The 24594-nt window shown below is 65.1% G+C and carries 22 protein-coding genes and 1 tRNA gene; 15 read left to right on the top strand and 8 right to left on the bottom strand.

The window, feature by feature from the left end; genetic code table 11:
- Positions 1-79: 79 nt before the first annotated feature.
- Positions 80-1075: a hypothetical protein gene (locus ACFSCT_RS17465; protein WP_379144945.1), complete on the bottom strand. Its 996-nt coding sequence runs from the start codon at positions 1073-1075 to the stop codon at positions 80-82.
- Positions 1023-2261: a hypothetical protein gene (locus ACFSCT_RS17460; RefSeq protein ID WP_379144942.1), complete on the bottom strand. Its 1239-nt coding sequence runs from the start codon at positions 2259-2261 to the stop codon at positions 1023-1025. The genes ACFSCT_RS17465 and ACFSCT_RS17460 overlap by 53 nt, the downstream gene beginning before the upstream one ends.
- On the opposite strand from ACFSCT_RS17460, the gene ACFSCT_RS17455 reads away from it, so the two are divergent.
- The 12 genes from ACFSCT_RS17455 (at position 2236) to ACFSCT_RS17400 (ending at position 14572) form a co-directional block, all read left to right on the top strand.
- Complete coding sequence (locus tag ACFSCT_RS17455; RefSeq protein ID WP_379144940.1) at positions 2236-2427, top strand: hypothetical protein; 192 nt, start codon at positions 2236-2238, stop codon at positions 2425-2427. The two genes, ACFSCT_RS17460 and ACFSCT_RS17455, sit on opposite strands and share 26 nt — an antisense overlap.
- Positions 2428-2747: 320 nt before the next feature.
- A complete protein-coding gene (locus tag ACFSCT_RS17450) occupies positions 2748-3200 on the top strand; it encodes a DUF2924 domain-containing protein (RefSeq protein ID WP_379144938.1) in 453 nt (150 codons plus the stop codon).
- Positions 3197-4522 (top strand): recombinase family protein, encoded by a 1326-nt coding sequence (locus ACFSCT_RS17445; RefSeq protein WP_379144936.1) that lies wholly within the window; start codon positions 3197-3199, stop codon positions 4520-4522. The genes ACFSCT_RS17450 and ACFSCT_RS17445 overlap by 4 nt, the downstream gene beginning before the upstream one ends.
- Before the next feature lie 77 nt (positions 4523-4599).
- Complete coding sequence (locus tag ACFSCT_RS17440) at positions 4600-4905, top strand: hypothetical protein (protein ID WP_465263187.1); 306 nt, start codon at positions 4600-4602, stop codon at positions 4903-4905.
- A gap of 82 nt (positions 4906-4987) precedes the next feature.
- Positions 4988-5578, top strand: a complete 591-nt coding sequence (locus ACFSCT_RS17435; RefSeq protein ID WP_379144931.1) for a restriction endonuclease subunit S domain-containing protein — start codon at positions 4988-4990, stop codon at positions 5576-5578.
- Positions 5578-7095 (top strand): type I restriction-modification system subunit M, encoded by a 1518-nt coding sequence (locus ACFSCT_RS17430; protein ID WP_379144929.1) that lies wholly within the window; start codon positions 5578-5580, stop codon positions 7093-7095. Before ACFSCT_RS17435 ends, ACFSCT_RS17430 begins: the two co-directional genes overlap by 1 nt.
- Positions 7088-8125: a virulence RhuM family protein gene (locus tag ACFSCT_RS17425; RefSeq protein WP_379144928.1), complete on the top strand. Its 1038-nt coding sequence runs from the start codon at positions 7088-7090 to the stop codon at positions 8123-8125. The genes ACFSCT_RS17430 and ACFSCT_RS17425 overlap by 8 nt, the downstream gene beginning before the upstream one ends.
- Complete coding sequence (locus ACFSCT_RS17420) at positions 8118-9338, top strand: restriction endonuclease subunit S (protein ID WP_379144925.1); 1221 nt, start codon at positions 8118-8120, stop codon at positions 9336-9338. Before ACFSCT_RS17425 ends, ACFSCT_RS17420 begins: the two co-directional genes overlap by 8 nt.
- On the top strand, positions 9328-9558 hold the full coding sequence (locus ACFSCT_RS17415; RefSeq protein ID WP_379144922.1) for a DUF2188 domain-containing protein: 231 nt from the start codon (positions 9328-9330) through the stop codon (positions 9556-9558). The genes ACFSCT_RS17420 and ACFSCT_RS17415 overlap by 11 nt, the downstream gene beginning before the upstream one ends.
- Positions 9559-9561: 3 nt before the next feature.
- On the top strand, positions 9562-10632 hold the full coding sequence (locus tag ACFSCT_RS17410; protein ID WP_379144920.1) for a DUF4917 family protein: 1071 nt from the start codon (positions 9562-9564) through the stop codon (positions 10630-10632).
- On the top strand, positions 10632-13859 hold the full coding sequence (locus ACFSCT_RS17405) for a type I restriction endonuclease subunit R (RefSeq protein ID WP_379144917.1): 3228 nt from the start codon (positions 10632-10634) through the stop codon (positions 13857-13859). The genes ACFSCT_RS17410 and ACFSCT_RS17405 overlap by 1 nt, the downstream gene beginning before the upstream one ends.
- The gene (locus tag ACFSCT_RS17400; protein ID WP_379144915.1) at positions 13856-14572 is read left to right on the top strand and encodes a M48 family metallopeptidase; all 717 of its coding nucleotides are present in this window, start codon (positions 13856-13858) and stop codon (positions 14570-14572) included. The genes ACFSCT_RS17405 and ACFSCT_RS17400 overlap by 4 nt, the downstream gene beginning before the upstream one ends.
- Positions 14573-14838: 266 nt before the next feature.
- Here ACFSCT_RS17400 and ACFSCT_RS17395 read toward each other — a convergent pair.
- Positions 14839-14928, bottom strand: a tRNA-Ser gene (locus tag ACFSCT_RS17395).
- A gap of 767 nt (positions 14929-15695) precedes the next feature.
- Positions 15696-16793, bottom strand: a complete 1098-nt coding sequence (gene ychF, locus ACFSCT_RS17390; protein ID WP_379144914.1) for a redox-regulated ATPase YchF — start codon at positions 16791-16793, stop codon at positions 15696-15698.
- Between the two features lie 96 nt (positions 16794-16889).
- Between ychF and ACFSCT_RS17385 the strand changes: the two genes are divergently transcribed.
- Together ACFSCT_RS17385 and trpA are read left to right on the top strand one after the other, a co-directional pair.
- The gene (locus tag ACFSCT_RS17385; protein WP_379144912.1) at positions 16890-17333 is read left to right on the top strand and encodes a VOC family protein; all 444 of its coding nucleotides are present in this window, start codon (positions 16890-16892) and stop codon (positions 17331-17333) included.
- A gap of 114 nt (positions 17334-17447) precedes the next feature.
- Positions 17448-18242 carry a tryptophan synthase subunit alpha gene (trpA, locus tag ACFSCT_RS17380; protein WP_379144911.1) on the top strand — a complete coding sequence of 265 codons (795 nt, stop codon included), beginning with the start codon at positions 17448-17450 and terminating at the stop codon, positions 18240-18242.
- Here the strand turns inward: trpA and ACFSCT_RS17375 are convergent.
- Positions 18239-19390 carry an alkane 1-monooxygenase gene (locus tag ACFSCT_RS17375; RefSeq protein ID WP_379144909.1) on the bottom strand — a complete coding sequence of 384 codons (1152 nt, stop codon included), beginning with the start codon at positions 19388-19390 and terminating at the stop codon, positions 18239-18241. The two genes, trpA and ACFSCT_RS17375, sit on opposite strands and share 4 nt — an antisense overlap.
- On the bottom strand, positions 19390-20961 hold the full coding sequence (gene xseA / locus ACFSCT_RS17370; RefSeq protein WP_379144907.1) for an exodeoxyribonuclease VII large subunit: 1572 nt from the start codon (positions 20959-20961) through the stop codon (positions 19390-19392). Before xseA ends, ACFSCT_RS17375 begins: the two co-directional genes overlap by 1 nt.
- Positions 20962-21023: 62 nt before the next feature.
- Between xseA and purD the strand changes: the two genes are divergently transcribed.
- Positions 21024-22286, top strand: a complete 1263-nt coding sequence (gene purD, locus ACFSCT_RS17365; RefSeq protein ID WP_379144905.1) for a phosphoribosylamine--glycine ligase — start codon at positions 21024-21026, stop codon at positions 22284-22286.
- Positions 22287-22424: 138 nt separating this feature from the next.
- On the opposite strand, the gene ACFSCT_RS17360 is transcribed toward purD, so the two are convergent.
- Both ACFSCT_RS17360 and ACFSCT_RS17355 read right to left on the bottom strand, forming a co-directional pair.
- The gene (locus ACFSCT_RS17360) at positions 22425-22748 is read right to left on the bottom strand and encodes a 2Fe-2S iron-sulfur cluster-binding protein (protein ID WP_379144902.1); all 324 of its coding nucleotides are present in this window, start codon (positions 22746-22748) and stop codon (positions 22425-22427) included.
- A gap of 122 nt (positions 22749-22870) precedes the next feature.
- A complete protein-coding gene (locus tag ACFSCT_RS17355; RefSeq protein WP_379144901.1) occupies positions 22871-24454 on the bottom strand; it encodes a DegQ family serine endoprotease in 1584 nt (527 codons plus the stop codon).
- Positions 24455-24594 lie beyond the last annotated feature (140 nt).

Below are 24594 nucleotides of genomic sequence, written 5' to 3'. Positions count from 1 at the left end.
GTGCAACATGCTGAAATCGTTTATCTCTCGGACTTCTCCCGAAAACCTCCCGAAAACCTCCCGGCGCCGCAGAACGGATCTAGGCGACGAACGCGATCTCGGACGGCGCGAGGGTGAGACGAGCGCCGACCTTGGACTTCCGCTCGATGAACCCATTGCTCGGGACCGCGTTCAGACGTGGGTTCCTGCGGAAGACATCGCGCAGCCGGTTCATGCAGCGGTCGACCTGTTCGGGATTGCTCTCCCGTCCCGTGCTGGCCTGCAGCGTGGCCGCGAGACTGTCCCTTGGCACCCAGCCGCCAGCAGCCACGGCCTCCTCGGCGAGCAGCACGAACGCGTCGAAGTCCCGCGGTTCGACCTCGAGTTCGATGCCTTCGAAGATCGCACGGCGGCCGATACGGTCGATCTGGAGGCGCGCATCCGGCGCTTGCGGTCCCGTGGGCACGCGGATCCGGCCGAGATCGAGCGCGAAGGGACGATCCGGATCGTCGCGCAGCAGATCCTCGGCGCGGGCTACCGTCATGCGGAGACAGTCGAACTGGCGGGCGACCGCGGTCGGCATGTCGCAGTCGCCGAGGCTGATCAGGGCGACGGGGGCTTCGCTGTCGATGGCGCCGCGCACGTGATCAACGATCTCCTGCGCGGTGTCCTCGCGCAGCCGCCGCACCAGGCAGACCTCCGCAGCGCGACCGTGGCTCTCGTGCCTGCCGAGCCGCCAGACCCGGGCCGAGAGCGCCGTCGGGCCGGGCCCGCCCAGCCCCGACTGCTCGCGGATCGCGCGGCAGAGCGCGGCGATGTCGATGTCGAAGGTCCGGAGGTCCAGCGCATCCCCGTAGCGCTCGCAGGCGCCGGTCTCCGGATCGACGACGACCAGCCCGTCGTCCACGACCTGAAAGACCGTGGCGCCGTCGTCGCGCAGATCTTCCCGCTCCGTCAGGATGCCGAGATTGCGGAGCGCGCGGACGATGCGAGGAGCGTAGGGCTGCAGGTCGGCGGCGCCGATGGAACGGATCGGGTGACGATCACTCTGCCGCAGCAGCAGCCTGATCAGCCCCGCGGCGTTTGCGGATGTCATTGTCTTCCAGCATGTCCAGAATGAGCCGTTCGTGCGAGTGGTCGCGCATGCTGACCGTCCGGGGCGGACGGATCGTCACCGGCACGACGATCTCGCTGTCGTCCACCTCGATGGTCACGTCGATCTTCGCGTGCACGATCCGCACGTCGGCGACATCGAGGTCGCACGCGACCTCCTTCAGGCGCTTCAGGGCGTTTTCGGAGTCGCCGAGGGTCAGGAACCACGGCGAGCGACGCAGCCGCCCCGTCGCGGTGATCTGGGCCTCGTCGACGCGCACCTCCCGCAGGGCGACATGGGTGATCTCCCCCTCGGGATCGAAGCGGAACCTGAACGCCGGTCCAAGCCTTTGCAGGGGCGCGAGCGTGTAGAGTTCTTCCTTCGCCGACGCTTCGAAGATGTCGCCGTCGCCGAGAACGTGCTCTCCGAAGAGCCTGACCAGCTTCTTCGCATCCGCTGCGGATTTCGAACCCACGGCGATCGACCCCCGTCGCGGATCGTACTCGATGGTCGACTGCACGATCTCGCGGAACTTCAGCGTGTCTTCGGCGCCCTCCTGGTCGACGTTCTTCGTCTCCGCCTTGGAGCCGTGCAGGATCAGCACCCGCAGCAGGTCCTCCTCCTCTAACCACCGGACGTCGCAATATTGCCCGTTGTAGCGGCTCGCGAAATGCAGACGCGCCGCTTCCGCGAAAGCCTCCTGCACGCCCGCCTCGTTGTGACGCGGCTCGACGTCCTCGCGATCGGCATCGCGTTCGAGCTTGGTCGAATGGGCGAGAAACGCCGCCGCGCTGAGGGCGCGGTCGAAGACGGGCCGGTGGTCAAGCCAGGTGACCAGCGCAATGAAGCGAGGGGTAAACCGCAGGTCGTCGGGCGCATTCTCGAGTCGGTACTCCGACAGGACGTCGATCCCGGCCTCCGAGGCGATTTCCTGGATGATCCGGGCGCCAGCATCCGTCGACAGCGTGGAGATGTTGAAAAGGGCGAACTGCAGGCTCGCCGGGAACCGCAGGTCGGCCTTTGCGAAGAGATCGAAGATCGCCTCGCGCCGTTCGGAGTCGTCCCCCGGCAATCCATCCCAATCGAAATCGATCTGGCCGAGATGAGGGCTGAGAAGGCGGTGAAGCAGTTCGAGATCGACGGTTCTAGAGAATGCGCGGTCGATGAAGTTCCTGATCCTTTTTGCCATGTGGTTTCTCCTTGGTCGCGAGACCCTCGCGCGGACCGGCAGAAAAACCGGAACGCACATCGGCAGTCCGCTTCGTTTTGCGCGGAATGATGCGCTGCCGGATTTGGCTGAAGCGGGACTGCCGATTCACCGCGCGAAGGCGGAATCTGTTCCGACAATGTTCTAGCCGAGCGGACAACCGTGAGTCGAGTCCGAGGCGGCTCCACCCGTGCCTGTCCGGACTCCGTGGGACGGTTCGCGAATGCGATGAGTAGGAGAAGGGCGAGACCTCACGGACCTGGCCCTAATGAAACGCCCCAATCCCCTCCCGCCCGACCGGATGACCCCCGCCGAACGCCGCACCGAGTTGTGCGGTCTGCTGGCGCTCGGGCTCGTCCGGTTGCGGCTGCGAGAGCGCGGCGAAGCTTCTGACGATACTGGAGAAATTCGCCTACACTCTCCGGCCGACCGATGCCGTCATGCAACTCCAACTCACCGGAGAAATGCATGAACAAGCCCGATCTCATCCCCGCGCGCCTGGCCGCGCTCAAGACCACGCCGACGCCCGACCTGAAGAAACAGTGGCGCGATCTGTTCGACAGCGAGCCGCCGCCGTTCAACCGCCGCTACCTGGAGAGCCGGTTGGCCTATCGCATCCAGGAACTCGCCTATGGCGGGCTGAAGCCCGAGACGGTCCGGCGGCTGGAGAGGCTGGGCGAGGAACTCGACGGCGGCGATCGCAAGAAGAGCCGCGTCCGCGCCGACACAATGCCCATCGCCGGCACTCGGCTGATCCGCGAATGGCAGGGCGTGGAGCACGTCGTCACCGTCATCGCGGACGGCTTCGAATGGCAGGGCCGACCCTACAAGTCGCTCTCCGCCATCGCCCGCGCCATCACCGGCACGCGCTGGAACGGCTGGGTGTTCTTCGGGCTGAAGAACCGGCGGGGGCGGACATGACGAAGGCGCCGGCGAAATCAGGAATGATCCGGAAGAAACGCTGCGCGATCTACACCCGGAAATCATCCGAGGAAGGGTTGGAGCAGGAGTTCAACTCGCTCCACGCCCAGCGCGAGGCCTGCGAAGCATTCATCGCCAGCCAGCGGTCCGAGGGCTGGGTGCTCGTCCGCGATCAGTACGACGACGGCGGCATTTCGGGCGGCACGCTGGAACGACCCGGTCTGAAGCGGCTGCTTGAGGACATCGAGGACGGGCTGCTCGACGTGGTTGTGGTCTACAAGATCGACCGCCTGAGCCGCTCGCTGGCCGACTTCGCAAAGCTGGTGGAGGTTTTCGACCGCAATGGCGTGACCTTCGTCTCGGTCACGCAGTCGTTCAACACGACCACGTCCATGGGGCGGCTGACGCTGAACATCCTGCTGTCCTTCGCCCAGTTCGAGCGCGAGGTGACGGCGGAGAGGATCCGCGACAAGGTCGCCGCCAGCCGGAAGAAGGGGATGTGGATGGGAGGCGTCCCGCCCTACGGCTACCGGGTCGAGAACCGAAAGCTGGTGGTCGATGAAGAAGCCGCCGAGGATGTCCGCTGGATCTTCGCCCGCTTCCTCGAAATCGGGTCGGGCACGGAACTGGCGCGCGAGGTCGCGAAACGCGGCATCTGCACGCCGCGCGGCAACCGGATCGACAAGAAGTACCTCTACCGTATGCTGAACAACCGCGCCTATATCGGCGAAGCGGTGCACAAGGGCGAGAGCTATCCCGGCGAGCACGACGCCATCATCGACCGCGAAACGTGGGACCGCGTCCATGCCATCCTGCAGGAGAGCCCCCGCAAGCGCGCCGCACGGACGCGCGCCGAGACGCCCGCGCTGCTGAAGGGGCTGCTGTTCGGGCCCGATGGCGCCGCCTTCTCGCCGACGCACACCCGAAAGGGCGACCGGTTGTACCGCTACTACGTCAGCCAGACGGTGCTGAAACACGGCGCCGGGTCCTGCCCGGTCGGCCGCGTACCCGCGGGCGAGATCGAGGCCGCCGTCATCGACCAGCTGCGGGCGTTGTTTCGCCAGCCCGAGATCGTGGCGGGGACGTGGAAAGCAGCACGCGTCCACGTCGACGACGTCACCGAGGCCGACGCCCGGACGGCACTGCAACAGCTTGATCCGCTATGGGACGAGCTATTCCCTGCCGAACAGGCGCGCATCGTGGCGCTGTTGGTCGAGCGCGTGGACATCGGCACGGACGGGCTCAACGTCCGACTGCGCGTCGACGGGCTCAGCGGTCTGGCCCGCGAGATGCTTGCCGGCGACATCGGAGAAGCTGCATGACCCGCGGGGCTCCGATCCCGGAGACGGTCACGCTCCACGTCCCGTTCCGGATCGTAAAGCGTGGCGGGAAGAAGGAGATGCAGTTGCCCGAGGGCGCCACGCAATCGCAGCGGACTGACAGCACGCTGGTCAAGGCGCTGGCCCGCGCGTTCCGATGGAAGCGGATGCTCGAGTCAGGCGAGTTCGCCACCATCGCCGAACTGGCAGAACAAGAGGGCATCGCCCCGTCCTACATGACCCGCGTCCTGCGGCTGACACTGCTCGGGCCCGACATCGTCGAGGCGATCCTGGACGGGAAGCAGGGACCGGAGGTGACGCTGGCAAGGGTTCTTGAGCCATTTCCGCTCGCGTGGCAGCAGCAGGTTTCGCATTTTTCTCTGTAGGCGCAAAACTGCGCAGTGAAGGGTTGACTCGTCGCGTATGCTCGCCTAAATCTCTGTAATCAGTTTTACAGAGGATTCTTCGATGCGGCTTGCGGCGCTCTCCGACATCCACTCTGGCTACACGGCGCGCGGCAGGCTCGATCCACTGTCAGAGGGTGGCGTGCCAGCCCTGCAGCTGCGCGACGTCGGGACGGACGGCCAGGCGCCAGGCCCGAACTTCCAGAGGTACGATCTGGGCAAGCTGTCTGACCGATACTTCGTCCGCGGCGGCGAGGTGGTCTTTCGCTCGCGCGGCGAGCCGAACGCTGCGGCGGCCGTTCGCGATCCGCTGCCGGAACCTGTCGTGGTCATCGTCCCGCTGGTGATCGTTCGCCCCGACAGGGACCGCGTGCTCCCCGAATACCTGGCGTGGGCCATCAACCAGCCCGACGCGCAGCGCCGGCTTGGCGCGGAGGCGCAGGGCACAAGTCTCAGGATGATCCCCATGGCGGTCCTCGAGAACCTCGAGATCGCCGTGCCCGATCTTCCCACCCAGAAACGCATTGTCGAACTCAATGCCCTCGCCCGGGAGGAAGGGCGACTGCTCCGCCAACTCGCGGCGCGCAGAGAAGAACTCGTAGGCGCTATTCTCGGTGAGGCCGCGAAGGCCGCCGACCAGAAGGAAATTGCCTGATGACCGATCAGATTACCCAACAGCAGATCAATCAGACCGCGTGGGCGGCTTGCGACACCTTCCGGGGCGCCGTCGATGCCGGCCAGTACAAGGACTACATCCTCGTGATGTTGTTCCTGAAGTACATTTCCGACCTTTGGAACGACCATGTCGAGACTTACCGCAAGCAGTTCGGTGGAGATGAAGCCCGCATTCGACGGCGCCTTGAGCGCGAGCGTTTCATCCTGCCGGAAGGCGCGAGCTTCTACGACCTCTACGCGCAGCAGAATGAGCCCAACATCGGTGAATTGATCAACATCGCTCTCGAGAAGATTGAGGATGCGAACCGCGCCAAACTGGAAGGGGTCTTTCGGAACGTCGATTTCAACAACGAGGCCAATCTCGGACGCCCGAAGGACCGGAACCGCCGCCTCAAGAACATGCTCGAGGACTTCGCCAAGCCTGCGCTCGACCTGCGCCCATCGCGGGTGAGCGAGGACATCATCGGCGAGTGCTACATCTACCTGATCTCGCGCTTCGCCTCGGACGCCGGAAAGAAGGCGGGCGAGTTCTACACGCCCACCGCCGTTTCCCGGCTGCTCGCCAAGCTGGCCGCGCCGCAGCCCGGTAACACGATCTGCGACCCCGCCTGCGGTTCCGGCTCGTTGCTGATCCAGGCCTCGCAGGAGGTCGGGTCCGAGAACTTCGCCCTCTACGGGCAGGAGGTGAACGGGGCGACCTGGGCGCTGGCCCGGATGAACATGTTCCTGCACGCCAAGGACGCCGCCCGCATCGAGTGGTGCGACACGCTCAACAGCCCCGCGCTGGTCGAGGGCGACCACCTGATGCGCTTCGATGTGGTGCTCGCCAATCCGCCGTTCTCGCTCGACAAATGGGGCGCGGAGGATGCCGACAACGACCAGTACAAGCGCTTCTGGCGCGGCGTGCCGCCCAAGTCCAAGGGCGACTACGCCTTCATCACCCACATGATCGAGATCGCCAAGCGGCAGTCCGGTCGCGTGGCGGTGATCGTGCCGCATGGCGTGCTGTTCCGGGGCGGGGCCGAGGGGCGCATTCGGCAGCAGCTGATCGAGGAGAACCTGCTCGACGCCGTCGTCGGCCTGCCCGCCAACCTGTTCACCACCACGGGGATCCCGGTCGCCATCCTGATCTTCGATCGCTCGCGCGAAGAGGGCGGCGCGAACGAGGACAGGCGGGACGTGCTGTTCATCGACGCCAGCAAGGAGTTCTCGCCGGGCAAGACCCAGAATGTGATGGACGACGCGCATGTCGCCAAGGTGCTGGAGACCTACGCCACCCGCGCCGAGATCGAGCGGTATTCGTATCGGGCCAGCCCCGAGGAGATCGCCGAGAACGGCTACAACCTCAACATCCCCCGCTACGTCGACACGTTCGAGCCGGAGGAGGAGATCGACGTCGCCGCCGTGCAGAAGGACATCGTGCGGATCGAGGCGGAGCTTGCCGACGTCCGGGCGAAGATGGCCGGGTATCTGAAGGAGCTCGGCGTCGATGTCTGATGGCGAAATCATCCTCTACAACACCGAGGACGGTCAGGCGGAGATTCAGTTCCGAGCCGTCGATGGGACTGTCTGGCTCAGCCAGTTGGAGATGGCGGAGCTCTTCCAGACAACGAAGCAGAACATCAGCCTGCACGTGCGCAACATCCTTGCCGAGGGTGAACTGGACCAGGAGTCAACGGTCAAGGAATACTTGACAGTTCAGGCTGAGGGCAAACGGCAGGTGAAGCGGTCGGTGACCGTGTACCGGCTCGAGATGATCCTTGCGGTCGGGTATCGCGTGCGCAGTCCCCGTGGAATTCAGTTCCGCCGGTGGGCGACCTCGGCACTGAAGGAGTATCTCGTCAAGGGCTTCGTCATGAACGACGAGCGCCTGAAGGATCCCGCCTGGGACTACTTCGACGAGCTGCTCGAGCGGATCCGCGACATCCGGGCGTCCGAGGCGCGGTTCTATCAGAAGGTCCGAGACATCCTCGCGCTCAGCGAGGACTACGACGCCAAATCGCCGACCGTGAATACCTTCTATGCAACGATCCAGAACAAGATGCTCTACGCCGTCACAAGCCACACGGCGGGAGAGCTGATCCGCGCGCGGGCCAATCCCGATCAGCCGAACATGGGGCTGACGACCTGGAAGAACGCCGACAAGGGTCGCCCCCTGCGCAAGTCCGACGTCGGCACGGCCAAGAACTATCTCGGCGCGGCCGAGATCCGGGAGCTCAACCTGATCGTCGAGACCTTCCTGAACACCGCCGAGTTGCGGGCGACACGGCGGCAGACCATGCGGCTGGCCGAATGGGAGGGGGTGCTCGACACCTTCCTGACCTCCAACGAGCTGCCGAAGCTGCAGGGCGCCGGCTCCGTCTCGGCGGAGGCCGCGAAGCGCATCGCTCACGATCGCTACGACGCGTTCGACACCAAGCGGAAGGAAGCCGCGCGGCAGGCGGCGGCCGAGGTGGACGACCTCGAAGAGCTGAAACGCATCGCCGACGTTGCGAAGGCGGAGAAGAAGGGCCGTAGCGATGCGTAATGGTTGGGTTCGCGTGCCATTCGGATCGGTTGTCACGATTGCTTCCGGACAGGTCGACCCCAAAAAGGAGCCGTTCGCTGATATGATCAGCGTCGGACCGGACAACCTCCTGTCCGGTGGAGGCATAGACAAGGAAGGACTCAGGACCGCGCGCGAACTTGGTCAGATTTCAGGCAAGTACGCCTTCGATGCCGCGTCAATTTTGTACTCCAAGATCCGTCCAAACCTAAACAAGGTCGCACTTCCAGACTTCTCTGGAATTTGTAGCGCGGATATGTACCCGCTTTGGCCGGTTGATGAGAACCATACGGATCGCGGGTTCCTATTTTTCACACTGATCTCAGAGCGCTTTGTTTCAGAAGCAACGTCGAGATCATTCCGCACCGGGCTTCCCAAAATCAATCGCCCTGACCTCGAAGGCATCGAAATCCTTCTTCCTCCGATTGCTGAGCAGCGTCGTATTGCCTTTGTCCTAGAAACTTGGGGGCAGGCAATCGAAAAGCTTGCCGTCCTCCGCGCCTTGAAGGAACAGCGCCTCGTCAGCCTTCGCGCAGCCCTCTTGTTCGGAGAGCTCCGCCTGAACGGCCAGCGGCGCAACTGGGCGCCGACGCGCCTTGGCGCAGTGACTCACGAACTGACCAGGCGGAATGGGGCCAAAGGGCTTGGCCGCGATTTGGTCATGGGCGTCACGAAGGCCGAAGGCGTCGTCCCCATGCGTGAGCAGACCATCGCTGGCGACATCAGCCGCTACAAGCGCCTGCCGCCCCGTGCCTTCGCCTATAACCCGATGCGCATCAACGTCGGCTCCATCGCGATGAACGAACGCGAGGAGGAGGTGCTGGTCAGCCCCGACTACGTCGTCTTCGCCTGCAACGCGGACGGGCTCGACCCCGACTACCTCGACCACCTGCGCAAGACGTCCTGGTGGGCCCACTACATCAACAGCGGCGGTTCGGGCAGCGTGCGCCAGCGGACCTACTACGATGACCTCGCCGCGCTGAAACTGCCTCTGCCAGAACTCGACGAGCAGAAGGCCATCGCCGCCGTCCTGAACACCGCGCGCGCCGACCTTGCCGCGACAGAGCGCGAGATCGAAGCCGTTGCGCTGCAGAAGCGCGGCCTGATGCAGAAGTTGCTGACGGGAGAATGGCGCGTGCCGCTCGCCCCCGCTGAAACCTCAGCAATCACGGAGGAGACCGAACATGCCGGATAAGAAGAACTACTGGACCCAGCAGCGCCCGGACGGGAAGTGGGAGTCCAAGCGCGAAGGCGCCACGCGCGCCAGCAAAGTCACGGACACCCAGTCCGGCGCCTGGGCCCATTCCCGCGAGAAGGCCGCTGAAACCAAAGGGGAGGCCTTCCTGAAGGGCCGCGACGGCAAGATCCGTGAGCGGAACACCTATGGGAAAGATCCCTATCCGCCGAAAGGGTGACGCATGGCAGACCTCCTGACATTCGATGAAGCCATTGAGCATTCAGCGCAATTCAAGAAGCGGCACTTGTTGCTTGGAAACGGTTTCAGCATCGCCTGTCGTCCGAAAATCTTCACGTACGGCTCTCTGTTTGAGCAGGCCGACTTTTCGACGGCACCCCGCTTGCCTGACGTATTTGACGCAGTCGGAACGACGGACTTCGAGCATATCATCAAGATGTTGGAGGACGCTTCGCGTGTTGTCCCCGTCTATTCAAAGGAGGCAACGGAGGCGGCCGCTCAAATGGCTGCGGATGCCGAAGCTCTGAAAGATATCCTCATTCAGACGGTGGCCAACAACCACCCCAATATTCCGAATGAGATCAACGACGAGCAATTCTGGGCATGCCGCCGGTTCCTGGCGCATTTCCTTGGCGACGAGAACAAGGACGGAAAGGTCTACACCCTAAACTACGACCTCCTGCTCTATTGGACCTTGATGCATGAGGACATGGGTTTCGACGACCCCATCAGCCTTGCTGCAAACGATGGCTTTGGGCGCGACGAGGACACGGAGCCGGAATATGTGAACTGGATGGGCGAGAGCGGGGCGCACGGACAGCGCGTTCACTACCTCCACGGCGCTTTGCACCTGTTCGATGCTGGTGCGGAGCTTCAAAAATACACTTGGGTCAACACTGGAAAACCCCTGCTTGAGCAAGCTCGCGAAGCCATGGGTGCGCGCAAGTTCCCGCTTTTTGTCGCCGAGGGAAAAAGCAATCAGAAGTTGGCTAAAATCAAGCATAGCGCTTACTTGCACCATTCATACAAGAGCTTCTCCTCGCAAATGGGTCAGAGGAATGATGCGCTCTTCATATTTGGGCATAGCCTGGCCGAGAACGATCAGCACATCCTGAAAAAGATTGCTCGCGGCAAGATCGGGCAGATCTACGTCGGTCTCTATGGCGATCCCAATAGTGATGGTAACAAGGCGATCAGGTCGGCTGCGAACGCCCTTGCGGCTCACCGTGATGAACGTGTCCCGCTGTCTGTTGCTTTCTTCGATGCCGGATCCGCCGAGGTGTGGGGGGCGTGATGGATCGAGGCCATGGGTTCGATACCCGCGAGAAACACCAGTCCCAGGTTCCGGCGCTGCAGCTGCTCGTGGCGCTCGGGTTCATCCCGCTCTCGCAGGAGGAAGCGCTGCGCCTCCGCGGCGGGCGGCTGCGGAACGTGGTGCTGGACGACGTGCTCGCTGAGCAGCTGATGCGCATCAACCGCTTCACGTACCGGGGCCGTGAGTACGCCTTCGACCTCGAGGACGCGCACGAGGCGATGCGGCGGCTGAAGCCCACGCCGGACCGCTTGAAGGGGCTGCGCGGCACGAACCAGGACATCTACGACACGCTCGTCCTCGGCACGACCATCACGAAGTCCATCGACGGCGACTCGAAGAGCTACTCGTTCCGCTACATCGATTGGGAGCGGCCGGAGAACAACGTCTTCCATGTCACTGCCGAGTTCTCGGTCGAGAGGACAGCGTCGAGCCAGACCAAGCGTTGTGACATCGTCGCGTTCGTGAACGGCATCCCGATCCTCGTGATCGAGAACAAGCGGCCGACCGAAAGCCTGAAGAAGGCGGACAGCCAGCTGATCGGCTACCAGAACGAGGACAACATCCCGCAGCTCTTCCACTTCGCGCAGCTGCTGATCGGCATGAACCGGAACGAGGCGCGTTATGCGACCGTCGGCACGCCGCGAAAGTTCTGGCAAACTTGGCGGGACGAGGAAGACACCGACGAGGCCATCGCGCCCTTCTCAAACCGCGTGCTCACCGTGGCGGAGAAGGACGCCATCTTCTCCGGCGACTTCGCGGATGCACGCGCCTATTTCGACGCGATGGCCGCCGAGGGCGAGCGCGCGGTCACGGCCCAGGACCGGACGGTTTATGCACTCTGCCGCCCCGAGCGGCTGCTCGATCTGATCCGCCGCTTCACCGTGTTCGATGGCGGCGTCCGCAAGGTTGCGCGCCATCAGCAGTTCTTCGGGATCCGCCGCGCCGTCGAGACGGTCAAGCAGCACGATGTCAGCGGCGCCCGAAAGGGCGGCGTGATCTGGCACACGCAGGGTTCAGGGAAGTCACTGACCATGGTGATGCTGGGGCGCTCGCTCGCTCTCGAGCGCAGCATCGAGAACCCGCGGATCATCATCGTCACGGACCGCGACGATCTCGACAAGCAGATCAAGGACACCTTCAAGTCCTGCGACCTCGAGCCGGTCCGCGCGACGAGCGGGGCTCACCTTCTGGAGCTCGTCCAGAACAAGGCTCCGCTGGTCACCACGATCATCAACAAGTTCGACACGGCGCTGAAGAACAGCAAGCTGATGGACGAGGATCCGAACATCTTCGTGCTGGTCGACGAGAGCCATAGAACGCAGACGGGGCGCTACGGCGGCCACAGCCAGTTCGCCGCCAAGATGCGGCGCCTTCTGCCCAGGGCCTGCTACCTCGGCTTCACCGGCACGCCCCTGCTGAAGAAAGAGAAAAACACGCTGTCGACCTTCGGGCGGCTGATCCACCGCTACGCCATCGACGAGGCGGTCGCCGACGGCGCCGTCGTGCCGCTGCTCTACGAGGGACGGCTTGTGGAGCAGCAGGTCTCGGGCACCGTGATCGACCGCTGGTTCGAGAAGATCAGCGAGGGGCTGACTGACAGCCAGAAGGCCGACCTCAAACGCAAGTTCTCCCAGATGGACGCGCTGGCCAAGACTGACCAGGCCATCCGAGCCAAGGCGTTCGACATCTCCGAGCATTATCGCCAGCACTGGCAGGGAACTGGCTTCAAGGCACAGCTCGTTGCACCCTCGAAGGCCGCGGCCGTCCGCTTCAAGGAAGTTCTCGACGAGATCGGCCACGTCTCGAGCGCGATCGTCATCTCGCCGCCCGACGAGAACGAGGGCAACGAGGAGGTCGACCAGGAGTCCAAGGACCTCGTGCGCCGCTTCTGGTCGCAGATGATGGCGCGGCACAAGACCGAAGAGGAGTACAACCGCCAGATCATCGATGCCTTCAAAGGCTCCGGCGATCCGGAGATTCTGATCGTCGTTTCCAAGCTCCTCACCGGCTTCGACGCGCCCCGGAATACGGTGCTTTACGTCTGCAAATCTCTGAAGGAACACAATCTCTTGCAGGCGATTGCCCGGGTGAACCGGCTCTACGAGGACGGCGGAACAGAGAAGCAGTTCGGCTTCATCGTCGACTACGAGGGGCTACTCGGCGAGCTGGACAGCGCCCTGACGACGTACAGCGCCTTCGAAGGTTACGAGGCGGCCGACCTTGCCGGGACGGTGCATGACGTCCGGGAGGAGATCCGCAAGCTGCCCCAGCTGCACGACCAGCTGTGGGACCTCTTCAAGCCGGTCCGGAACAAGAAGGACATGGAGCAGTTCGAGCAGCACCTCGCCGACGAGGCGCTGCGCCATGAGTTCTACGCGCGCCTCAAGGCATTCAGCCGGTGCCTGCACATCTCGCTCTCGTCCGACAAGCTGTTCGATGTCTTCGACGAGACCAAGGTCGATGCCCTGAAACGCGACTGGAAACAGTTCTCCGAACTCAAGCGCTCGGTCCAGCTCCGCTACCAGGAGACGGTCGATGTCCGCGAGTTCGAGCCGAAGATCCAGAAGCTGCTCGATGACCATGTCGTGGCGATGCCTGCCGAAACCATCATCGAGGTGGTGAACATCAACGATCCTGATGCGCTGAAGGCGGTCGTCGAGGAGACGGGCGTCTCCGAAGCCTCGAGGGCGGACCGCATCGCCAGCGCCACCCGGCGGGCAATCACCGAGAAGATGGATGAGGACCCGACGTTCTACAAACAGTTCTCCGAGCTGCTCGAAGAGACCATTCGCGCCTATCGCGAGAAGCGGCTCTCCGAGCGCGAGTACCTGAACAGCGTCGTGGACCTCGCGAGCAAGGTGGCACGCAAGGATCGGGGCCGGGATGTTCCCGAAAGCATCCGGGGCGATGAGGATGCACAGGCGTTCTTCGGCGTCCTGGAAGGTCAGCTCAAGATCAAGGACGATGAGCCGGTGGCCGGCGACGAAGCAGCATCCATCGCCCTGGAGATCATCGACATCATCAAGTCCCACCTGATCGTCGACATCTGGTCGAACGAAGTGGCCCAGAACAAACTGCGCAATGCCATCGATGACTACTTCTTCGACGTCCTGCGCGACGAGAGGGGCGTCGACCTGCCCGTGGAGGTGCTCGACGAGCTCGAACTGAAGATCATGGACCTCGCCCGGGCCCGGTTCGCGGCATGACGCGGGAATTGCATTGCCTGCAGTACGGTGAGCAGGAGATACGATACGAAATCGTCCGCCGCCCGAGGAAGACACTGGAGATCGCCGTCGAGCCGGATGCGTCGGTGGTGATCGCGGCCCCGGAGGACGCGACGCTCGACGCCATAGAAGCCAAGCTGCGGAAGCGCGCGGCATGGGTGACGCGGCAGCAGCGGTACTTCTCCCAGTTCCTGCCGCGGACGCCGGAGCGCAGTTTCGTCGCCGGGGAGACGCATCTCTACCTGGGGCGGCAGTATCGTCTGAAGGTCGTCCCGCATGTCCAAGAGAGCGTGAAGCTGATCCGCGGCTACATCGTCGTGCAGACTCACCGGCCTAACCGGCCTGAGATCACGCGCGAACTTGTCGAGGCATGGTACCGGGACCGGGCCCACATCAAGTTTCCGGAACGGATCGAACTCTGTCTCGGTCTGTTCCCGGATCCCGAGGCATTCAGGCCGAAGGGTCTCATCGTACGTCAGACCCGGCAGCGATGGGGGTCCATGTCACCGGCCGGACGTCTGCTACTGAACCGCCGCCTCGTGCAGGCGCCGGTCGATGCCATCGACTACGTGATCACCCACGAACTCTGCCACGTGGCCGAACCCCATCACGGGGCAGCCTTCTTCGATCTCCTCGACAAGGTGATGCCCGACTGGGAGCGCCGGAAGCAGAGACTGGAACGGGCCATGGCCTGAGAACTTCCGAACCCGGTCGCGGCAGCCCCAAACGCGACTCCAATCCAAGCAATTTCAACGGCTTGAATTTCGTCAATATCTACAGGGGCTTATGAGAAATTCACCAAATCGGCGCAGTCATGAGGTCCAGAGAATATCAGCCCTCAGAGACCGCTTCCGGGCCTCCTGGCGACGAGGCCAGTTCTCAGCCCAACCCGCATAACCCTCGAAAACAACGGAAAAATCCGGCCGCAGCCGGATCGGGAGAACGCTTTCGCGGGGGCAAGTGGCGGAGTGGAAGGGATTCGAACCCTCGAGACGGTTTCCCGCCTGCACCCTTAGCAGGGGTGTGCCTTCGACCACTCGGCCACCACTCCGCCGACGGCTTTAGCATCTGAAATGCCGGAACTACAAGAGGTCGAAACCCATCCGTGGCAAAACCTCGTTACGGCCGGTGGCAAAGCTGCCACGACGTGCGGTGGATTGCGAAATCCGTTCCATTGGACCCGCCAACTGCGGTTGGAAAAGTCCCGTGCCAAAGAATGCCGTCGAAACGCGCTGCGGATGGCAACTGCGGTGACTGGCTGTCACGGTGGGCGATGGGTCGCGAAAGCCGCCGCATTGGCCCCCACTAACTGCGGTTGGAAAAGCGCCGCTCAAAAGGTGCATTCAACTCACGGCGCGGGAGGCGGTAACTGGCCGTCCGGTCGGGCGTCACACCAGTTTCGGATGCGGGCGGCAGGAATGGTGCGTCAGGTCCGATGCGACAGGCCCAAGCATCGGGCCCAAGTATCGGGCCCGATGCTTCAGGAGTGGGGCATCAGGAGCGATGCATCACACGCGGGCGTCACGCCCGGGCGTCAGGAGCGGCGCTTCACGCCCGAAGCATCATGGCCCGGGATCACGGGCGGCGGGACAGACCCGAAGCGTCACGCGCAGAGCGCACCACGCTCGGGCGCATCAGATCGGGGGACCATTGGGCTCGAGGCGCGTCAAGCCCGAAGCGTCACGCCCAGAGCGCAGCACGCTTGGGCGCATCAGATCGGCGGACGGGTCACGCCGGAAGCGTCACGCCCAGAGCGCGCCACACTCGGCCGCCTCACGCCCGGACACACCAGCCCCGGCGTGCCAAACCGGGCGCGTGTCAGGCGTTAAACAGGAAATGCAGGACGTCGCCGTCCTTGACCTCATAGCCCTTGCCCTCGACCCGGAACTTGCCGGCCTCGCGGGCGCCGGCCTCGCCATTGCCGGCGACATAATCGTCATAGGCGATGGTTTCGGCACGAATGAAGCCGCGCTCGAAATCGCCGTGGATGACGCCGGCGGCCTGCGGGGCGAGCGTCCCGCGGGTGATGGTCCATGCGCGGGCCTCTTTCGGGCCGACGGTGAAATAGGTTTGCAGTCCCAGAAGCCCGTATGCCGCCCGGATCAGCCGGTCCAGCCCGGCCTCGTGCAAGCCCATCTCCTCAAGGAACATCGCGGCCTCATCGGCGGGCAACTGGCTGATCTCTTCCTCGATCCGGGCCGAGATCACCACCTGCGCGGCGCCCTGATCGGCCGCCATCCGGGCCACCGCGTCGGACAGCGCATTGCCGGTCGCGGCCTCATCCTCGGCCACATTGCAGACGTATAGGACCGGCTTGGCGGTCAGCAGTTGCAGCATGTCCCACGCCCGCCGCTCATCCTCGGCCACGGCCACGGTCCGGGCCGGCTGCCCCGATTCAAGGGCGGCCTGCGCGGCCTTCAGCAGACGTTCCTGCGCCACGGCTTCCTTGTCGCCGCCTTTCAGCTTGCGCTGGATATTGGCCAGACGGCGCTCGACCGATTCCAGATCGGCGATCATCAGCTCGGTCTCGATGGTCTCGGCATCGGCAATGGGATCGACGCGGCCCTCGACATGGGTCACGTCGCCATCCTCAAAGCAGCGCAGCACATGGGCGATGGCGTCGACCTCGCGGATATTGGCCAAAAACTGGTTGCCCAGACCCTCGCCCTTGCTGGCGCCCTTCACCAGCCCGGCGATGTCGACGAAGGTGATCCGGGTCGGGATGATCTGCTTGCTGCCGGCGATCGCGGCCAGCTTCTCGAGCCGCTGGTCGGGGACGGCGACCTCGCCCACGTTCGGCTCGATGGTGCAGAACGGAAAGTTCGCCGCCTGCGCCGCGGCGGTCCGCGTCAGCGCATTGAACAGCGTCGATTTGCCCACGTTCGGCAAGCCGACGATACCCATCCGAAAACCCATCTCTGCAACCTTTCATCAATTCGGCGGTTAATTAGGCCCGGGGCGCGTGCAAGTCCAGCCCGGCCCGGTCAAACCCCGTGGAAAAGGACCGTTTTCATGCAGTTCACCCCATATCTGTCGTTCCAGGGCGAGTGCCGCGAGGCGCTGACGACCTATGCCGAAATCTTTGGCGGCACGACACAGCTCATGCCGTTCTCGGACATGCCCGCGGGCGACGGCATGCCGCGGCTGGAACACGGTCAGGCGGATTGGATCATGCACGGTCAGCTCGATCTGCCCGATGGCGGGGTGCTGATGGGGGCGGACATGCCGTCGCAATACGGGGGCACCAAGATGGCCGGTTCCTCGGTCGCGATCAGCCTGCCCTCGGCGGCCGAGGTCAACCGCGTGTTCACCGCCCTTGCCACCGCCGCCACCATCGGCATGCCGGTGGGGCCGACCTTCTTCTCGCCCGCATTCGGGATGCTGACCGACCGCTTCGGAACCTCGTGGATGATCATGGCGGCGCCTGCGGAACAGCCGGACGGGGCGGCAGCCTGACCCGCCGTATCATCGCGGAGTGCCCGCCGCATCATCGCGGAGAGATTGCGCCCGGCCCGCTGGCGGTCTAGTGCTGTCAGCCGAATGATATCCGCTGGCAGACGGGGGCGAGCCATGACCAGAATCGACGATACCTTCGCGCGGCTGCGCCAGCAGGGCAAAAAGGCGTTCGTGTCCTATATCATGGCTTCGGACCCCGATTACGGCACCTCGATGGCGGTGATGAAGGGTCTGCCGGGGGCGGGTGTCGACATCATCGAGCTGGGCATGCCCTTCACCGACCCGATGGCCGACGGCCCCACCATCCAGATGGCCGGGCAACGCTCGCTCGCCGCCGGCGGCAGTCTTACCCATACGCTGGATATGGTGCGGGTCTTTCGCGAGGATGACGACCTGACCCCGATCGTGCTGATGGGCTATTACAATCCGATCTATTCGCGCGGCGTCGACAAATTCCTTGCCGATGCAGTCGAGGCCGGCGTCGACGGCCTGATCGTGGTCGACCTGCCGCCCGAGGAGGATGATGAGTTGTGCATCCCCGCCCAGAAGGCCGGGCTGAACTTCATCCGCCTTGCCACGCCGACGACCGACGACCGGCGGTTGCCGGCGGTGGTCAAGAACACCTCGGGTTTTGTCTATTACGTCTCGGTCACCGGCATCACCGGCGGCCCGGCCGCGAATGCCGATGCCGTCGCCCCCGAGGTCGCGCGGATCCAGAAAGCCGCCGGCCTGCCCGTCGTCGTCGGCTTCGGCATCACCACGCCCGAGGCCGCCGAGGCGATCGCGCGCGTCGCGGATGGCTGCGTCGTCGGCTCGGCGATCGTCAAGTCGATCGGTGAGGGGTTGCCGGTCGAGGATATCCTGAAGCAGGTCGCCGATCTTGCGGCGGGCGCGCATCGGGCCGGCTAAACCGGCGCTTCGGCCAGCACATCGGCAAAGCGCCGCATCCGTTCGACGCGCCGGTCCATGATCCGCCGCCACAGGGGCGGGACAAGCGCGATCGCCGCCATCAGCGGCAGGGAATAGGGCAGCACCGGGCGCGGCGGCGTCCCGCGCGCCAGACGCAGATCGGGATAGGCCCGGCCCGGATGGGCGTGATGGTCCGAATGGCGCGGCGCGTTCACCATCATCAGCGATGACAGCGGATGCCCGGCGTCCCAGCTATGGGCGGGGCCGACGGGCTCGATCCGGCCATCGGCCCGCTGGCGACGGCGCAACCCGTAATGCTGGACATAATCCGACATCATAAGCTGCATCTGCGCATAAAGGCTGAGAGCCAGATAAAACGCCAGACCGGATCCGCCCCAGATCAGCGCCACCCCGACCATGCACGCGACCGCGCCGCCCACCCAGATCACATAAGGGTTCAGCCGCCCCTGCCCCGCCGCCCCAGTTGCACCGCCAGTCGCCGCGCGCCGCGCCGACAGCGCGCGTTCCGCCGCAAGCCCGTCACGGAACGATCCGAACCATGCGCGGGGAAAAAACCGCCAGAACCCCTCGCCCAGCCGCGCCGAGTTCGGGTCGCGGTCGGTTGCGACATGCAGATGGTGCACCAGCCGATGGCTGGAGGTATGGTGCCCGAACAGCAGGCTGACGAACACCGCCGCGCCAAGGGCGAAAAGCCCGCGCGTGGAACGGTGGATCAATTCATGCGCGTTCGAGTTGGAAACCTGACCAAAGAACATGCCCGCCGCAAGAAACAACCCCAGCTTGTGCCACGGCCCCAGGACCTGCCCCATGCCCGGCCCCGCCCAGCCGCCCATCCACGCATCCGTCAACGCGCTCAGCGTCGCGGCAAGGACGATGAAATGCGCGCCGACAAGGGTTACCGACAGGGCGTTTGCACCGGGGGTCGCGCGGCCCTCCTCGGGGTCGGGAAAGGCGCGGGCGATGATCGTATCGGCCGACGGGCTGGCGAGGCTGATCCAGACCAACGCGAGCCACACCCACCAGCCGCCGAAAGCGGCCGCCAGCAGGATCAGCACGGCGGGAGCAAGGGCGGCGAGCGCGAAGGCCCATATCTCGGGTGGCCCGGACCAGCGCGGGAATGCCGCCATCAGAACAGGCTGCCCTGACCCGGTGGCGGTTTGCGCGGCGCCGATGCCGGCTTTGGCTCGGGCGTGACGGGTGTCACCGCTGTGCGGCCATCGGCGAATTCGATCTCCATCCGCGGGGTTTTGGCCGCCACCTCGGCCGAGGTGATCAGCCCCTTCGGCCCGTGCACCACGGCAAACCCACGCTTCAGCGTCTCGGGATAGCCCAGCGTCCGGCGCAGACGGTCCAGACGGTCCAGCGTTTGCTGGCGGGGCGGGGTGATACGGGCGCCTGCGGCGGAAAGGCGCGCGGTCAGCCCGGCCAGACGCTCGGCGTCGCGGCGGGCATGGCGGGTCAGATCGTCCAGATTGCGCCGGAACGCGGGATGCAGGCGGGTGGCCAGGCTTTGAAACTGGTCCTGCCGCCGCTCGATCCGGCGGTCGGTCGCCGGGCGCAGCCGCGCGGCCAGCGCCCGCACCGCCTGCCGGCGGTTCGACAGATAGCCGGTCAGCAGCGCCGGGCGGACCGGGCGGCTGTTCAGTATGTCACGGCGCCGGGCGACAAAGCTGCGCAAGGCAGGCTCTAGCCGCTCGGCCCACAGGTCAAGGCGTTGGCGCGCGGGCTCGGTCAGCGTCTGCGGGCGCCCCATGGCGCGGGCCAGATCGCGCAGGCGCTGGCGCGGCTGATCGACGCGGATCCGCATGCCCCGCAGCATCCGCGCCGCCAGCTCGTCCAGCCGCTGCGCCAGATCCAGCCGCACCGGCACCGCCAGCTCTGCCGCCGCGGTCGGCGTCGGCGCGCGCAGATCGGCGGCATAGTCGATCAGCGTGGTGTCGGTTTCATGCCCCACCGCCGAGATCAGCGGGATGGCGCTGTCGGCGGCGGCGCGCACCACGATTTCCTCGTTGAAACCCCAAAGATCCTCCAGACTGCCGCCGCCACGCGCGACGATCAGCAGGTCGGGACGCGGAACCGGGCCGCCCGTCGCGGGCAGCGCGTTGAAGCCGCGAATCGCCGCCGTGACCTCGGGCGCGCATTTCGCCCCCTGCACCGCCACCGGCCAGATCACCACCCGGCTGGGAAAGCGGTCGCGCAGCCGGTGCAGGATGTCGCGGATCACCGCCCCCGACGGCGAGGTTATCACCCCGATCACATCCGGCAGAAACGGCAGCGGCTTCTTGCGCCCGGCCGCGAAAAGCCCCTCGGCCTCCAGCATGCGGCGGCGCTTGTCCAGCATCGCCATCAGCGCGCCCGCGCCCGCCGGCTCGATCTGATCGACGATAAGCTGATATTTCGATTGCCCGGCGAAGGTGGTGATGCGGCCGGTCGCGATCACCTCCATCCCCTCCTCGGGCATCTGGACCAGCCGCGCGACCTGCCCCTTCCAGCAGACCGAGGCGATCAGCGCGCGGTCGTCCTTCATGTCAAAGTAAAGATGCCCCGAGGCCGGGCGCGACACCCGCCCGATCTCGCCGCGCACCCGGATACGGCCGAACTGATCCTCGAGCGTGCGCTTCACCGCGCCGGAAATCTCGGACACGGTGTATTCATGCGCGTTGCCGCCCGCTGCGGGTTCGTCGATCAGATCATCCATGTGTCTTGTTCCCTTTCCGGGGGCACAGTAGAACGCCCCGGATCACAGCGAAAGGGCGGCGAATGAATATCCTGATCCTGGGCGGCGGCGGGCGGGAACACGCGCTGGCATGGGCGATCCGGCAGAACCCCAAATGCGACCGGCTGATCGTGGCGCCCGGCAACGCGGGTATCGCCGAAATCGCGGAATGCGCCAAGCTGGACATCCTGTCCGGGCCGGATGTGGTCGATTTCTGCGGCGAGAACGCCATCGGCTTCGTGGTGATCGGCCCCGAGGCGCCCTTGGCCTCCGGTGTGGCCGATGCGCTGCGCGCGGCGGGGGTGCGGACCTTCGGTCCCTCGGCCGCGGCGGCACGGCTGGAGGCATCCAAGGCCTTCACCAAAGAGGTTTGTGACGCAAGCGGCGCGCCGACCGCCGGCTGGGCGCGGTTCACCGATGCCGCCGCCGCCCGCGCCCATGTCGCCGAAAAGGGCGCGCCGATCGTGATCAAGGCCGACGGGCTCGCGGCCGGCAAGGGCGTCACCGTCGCCATGACCGAGCCCGAGGCGCTGGACGCCATCGACCTGATGTTCGGCGGCGAGTTCGGCGCGGCCGGCGCCGAGGTGGTGATCGAGGAATTCATGGATGGCGAGGAAGCCAGCTTCTTCGTCCTGTGCGACGGCACCGACTGCCTGCCCGTCGGCACGGCGCAGGATCACAAGCGCGTCGGCGACGGCGACACCGGGCCGAATACCGGCGGCATGGGCGCCTATTCGCCCGCCCCGGTCCTGTCGCCCGCGTTGCAGGAACAGGTCATGGAACAGATCATCCGCCCCACCGTGGCCGAGATGGCGCGGCGCGGCACGCCGTTTCAGGGCGTGCTCTATGCCGGCCTGATGATCAAGGACGGCCGCGCCCGGCTGGTCGAATACAACGTCCGCTTCGGCGACCCGGAATGTCAGGTGTTGATGATGCGGCTTGGCGGCCAGATCCTTGATCTGCTGCTTGCCTGCGCCGAGGGCCGGCTGGCGGGCTATAACGTCGAATGGGCCGCCGATCATGCGCTGACCGTGGTTCTGGCGGCGCGCGGCTATCCCGGCGCCTATGACAAGGGCAGCGTGATCCGGGGGCTGGACGCGCTGCCGCAGGACAGCCGCCATATGGTGTTTCACGCCGGGACCGGCGAACGCGACGGCCGGATCATCGCCACCGGCGGCCGGGTTCTGGCCGCGACCGCGCGCGGCGACAGCCTGGCGCAGGCGCAGGCCGAGGCCTATGCGCTAGCCGAGGCCATCGACTGGCCCGAGGGCTTCTATCGCCGCGACATCGGCTGGCGCGCGCTGTAAATGCTGGCGTGAAATGGTGGCGCGAGGTCCCGCGCCGGACCGGCGCCCCACGACGACGACCCGCCACGGCCCATGACGGGTCACTACGGGCCACTACGGGCCACTACGACCCGCGACGGTGCTGTGGCCTTCCGGTGATCAGATCTGCTTTTCGGGCATGTTCACGACCAGCCCGTCCAGCTCCGGCGTGACCTTCAACTGGCAGGTCAGGCGCGAGCGTTCGGGATCGGGCTGCCAGGCGAAATCCAGCATGTCCTCTTCCATCGGGTCCTTCGGCGGCAGCCGGTCCACCCATGCGGGATCGACATAGACGTGGCAGGTCGAACAGGCGCAAGCCCCGCCGCAATCGGCCTCGATCCCCGGGACGCCGTTATCGCGCGCGCCCTCCATCACGGTCATTCCGGTGCGCACCTCGATTTCATGCTTGGTGCCATTGTGTTCGATATAGGTGATCTTCGGCATCTGGCCCGTCCTTTGTTCGGCATTCCAGATAGGTCAACGACCGCGCAATGAAAAGGGGCGGCCCGAAAGCCGCCCCGGATCATATCGGTGTCGCACCGAATTCCGGCGCGAGGTCCGGGCGCCTATTCGATCGGCAGCGCGACAAAGCGCGGCTCGCCCGCCCGGCGCAAGAGCAGCAGGACCGATTTCCGCCCCGCCTCCTTGGCCTGGGTGATCTGGTCGTGCAGTTCGGTGACCGAGTTCACCGGCGACTGCCCGGCCTCGATGATGATGTCGCCCGCGTTCAGCCCCTTGTCGGCGGCAACGCCTTCGGGATCGACCGATTTCACCACCAGACCCTTGCTGTCGCGGCCCACGCCCAGTTCGGCAGCGATTTCCGGGGTCATCGGCTCGACCTTCATGCCCAACAGATCCTCTTCGCTTCCGCCGGTCGTGTCCACGCTGGACCCGGGCTGCGAGGTGCCCTCGGCCAGTTCGCGGCGCCCCAGCGTGACCTTCAGATCCTCGGGCTTGCCGTTGCGCATGACGACCACATCGACCGCCTCGCCCACCGGGGCGTCGGCCACGCGGCGTACCAGATCGCGCGAACTGGTGATATCGCCGCCGGCGAATTTGGTGATCACGTCACCGGACCGCATGCCCGCATCCGCAGCCGGGCCTTGCGGCACATCCGTCACCATCGCGCCCTCGGGCTTGGGCAGGCCAAGCGCGTCGGCCATGTCGGGGGTCACATCCTGAATCTTGACGCCCAGCCAGCCGCGCCGCGTCTCGCCATAGTCGCGCAACTGCTGGACGACCTTGTTCACCACGTTCGAGGCCATCGAGAAGCCGATCCCGATCGAGCCGCCGTTGGGCGACAGGATCGCGGTGTTCACGCCGACCACGTCGCCGTTCATGTTGAACAGCGGACCGCCCGAGTTGCCGCGGTTAATGGCCGCATCGGTTTGCAGATAGTCGTCATAGGTTCCCGACAATTCGCGGTTACGCGCCGAGACGATCCCGGTCGAGGCCGAGAAACCCTGACCCAGCGGGTTACCCAGCGCCAGCACCCAGTCGCCGACGCGGGCCACGTCCGAATCGCCGAACTTCACGAAGGGCAATTGATCGGACCCAGTGTCCACCTTCAGCAGCGCGATGTCGGTCTGCTTGTCGGTGCCGACCACCTTGGCGGGCAGCTTCTTGCCCGAGTAGAACTCGATCTCGATCTCATCCGCGCCGTCGATCACGTGGTTGTTGGTGACGATATAGCCGTCGGCCGACACCACAAAGCCCGAGCCCAAAGCGTTCGAACGCTGCGGGCCGCCGCGCCCGAAGGGCCCGTTCGGCATGCCGTCGCCCGGACCGTCATCCGGCCCGCCGGGGCCGCGGAAGTCACGGAACAGATCGCCGAAGGGGCTGCCATCGGGGAACATCGGGTTGGTCGGCGCGGCAACGGTCGAGGTGGTGGTGATGTTGACCACCGCCGGGCTGACCCGTTCGACCAGATCGGCAAAGCTGGGCGGCGCCTCTTGCGAGGGGGCCGCCTGAACCGGCTGACCGGGCGGCGGTACGATAGCGGTCTGGCCGTCCTGGGTCTGCGTCGCGACCTGCGCGCTGAGAAGGGCGGGCACCGCGCCAAGTCCTAGCGACAGGGCCAGCACCGAGACCGCAAGGAAACGGCCACGGGACTTGATTGCTGATCCCTCGGGGGAAGTCTTCGTCGTCATGCGGATAATCTCCAAGTTCTGCGGACACCAAGAAACGTGCCGGCAACGGATTGGAATTAGGGCCAATTGAACGGGAGTTGCAAATAAATCACGCTCTCACTCGGTGAACTGATTGTGACTTGCCTTCGCGGGGGTTGGCA

This window comes from Paracoccus pacificus (assembly GCF_042680785.1).
Classification (GTDB): Bacteria; Pseudomonadota; Alphaproteobacteria; order Rhodobacterales; family Rhodobacteraceae; genus Paracoccus; species Paracoccus pacificus.
This window is presented reverse-complemented; position numbering and strand designations above follow the sequence as displayed.